The sequence below is a fragment of the Lysinibacillus sp. GbtcB16 genome, from assembly GCF_019091145.1.
Lineage (GTDB): Bacteria > Bacillota > Bacilli > Bacillales_A > Planococcaceae > Lysinibacillus > Lysinibacillus fusiformis.
In genome coordinates this window covers 1-247 of the sequence record NZ_JAGXJV010000718.1, presented here as the reverse complement: position 1 = coordinate 247, position 247 = coordinate 1, and the positions used below count along the sequence as shown (strand labels likewise).

Annotated in this window: 1 protein-coding gene; it reads left to right on the top strand. The window is 52.6% G+C overall.

Annotated features, from left to right (window positions below; translation table 11 throughout):
- A partial coding sequence (locus KVT27_RS25690) for a hypothetical protein (protein ID WP_217582287.1) occupies positions 1-247 on the top strand: 247 nt, incomplete at both ends.

The window sequence follows — 247 nt, the reverse complement described above, 5'->3', positions numbered from 1 at the left end:
CGGCGGCAGCATGCCGATTCCTGCGCAATCTTCCATCGTGCTGTGGGTGATGAATGCGAAGAACAAAAGTCTGACCACTACCGACTTTAACACGAACTTCCAAACAAGCCTGCAGGAGAATGTGAACCTGTACCGTGTGGAAGGCGGCGGCGGGATGCACAACAGCAGTCCGAGGGACTTGGTCATTCAGGAGAAAACCGGCAGCGATATTTCCATCGCCAGTTACCAGAACGATAACCAGACAAAA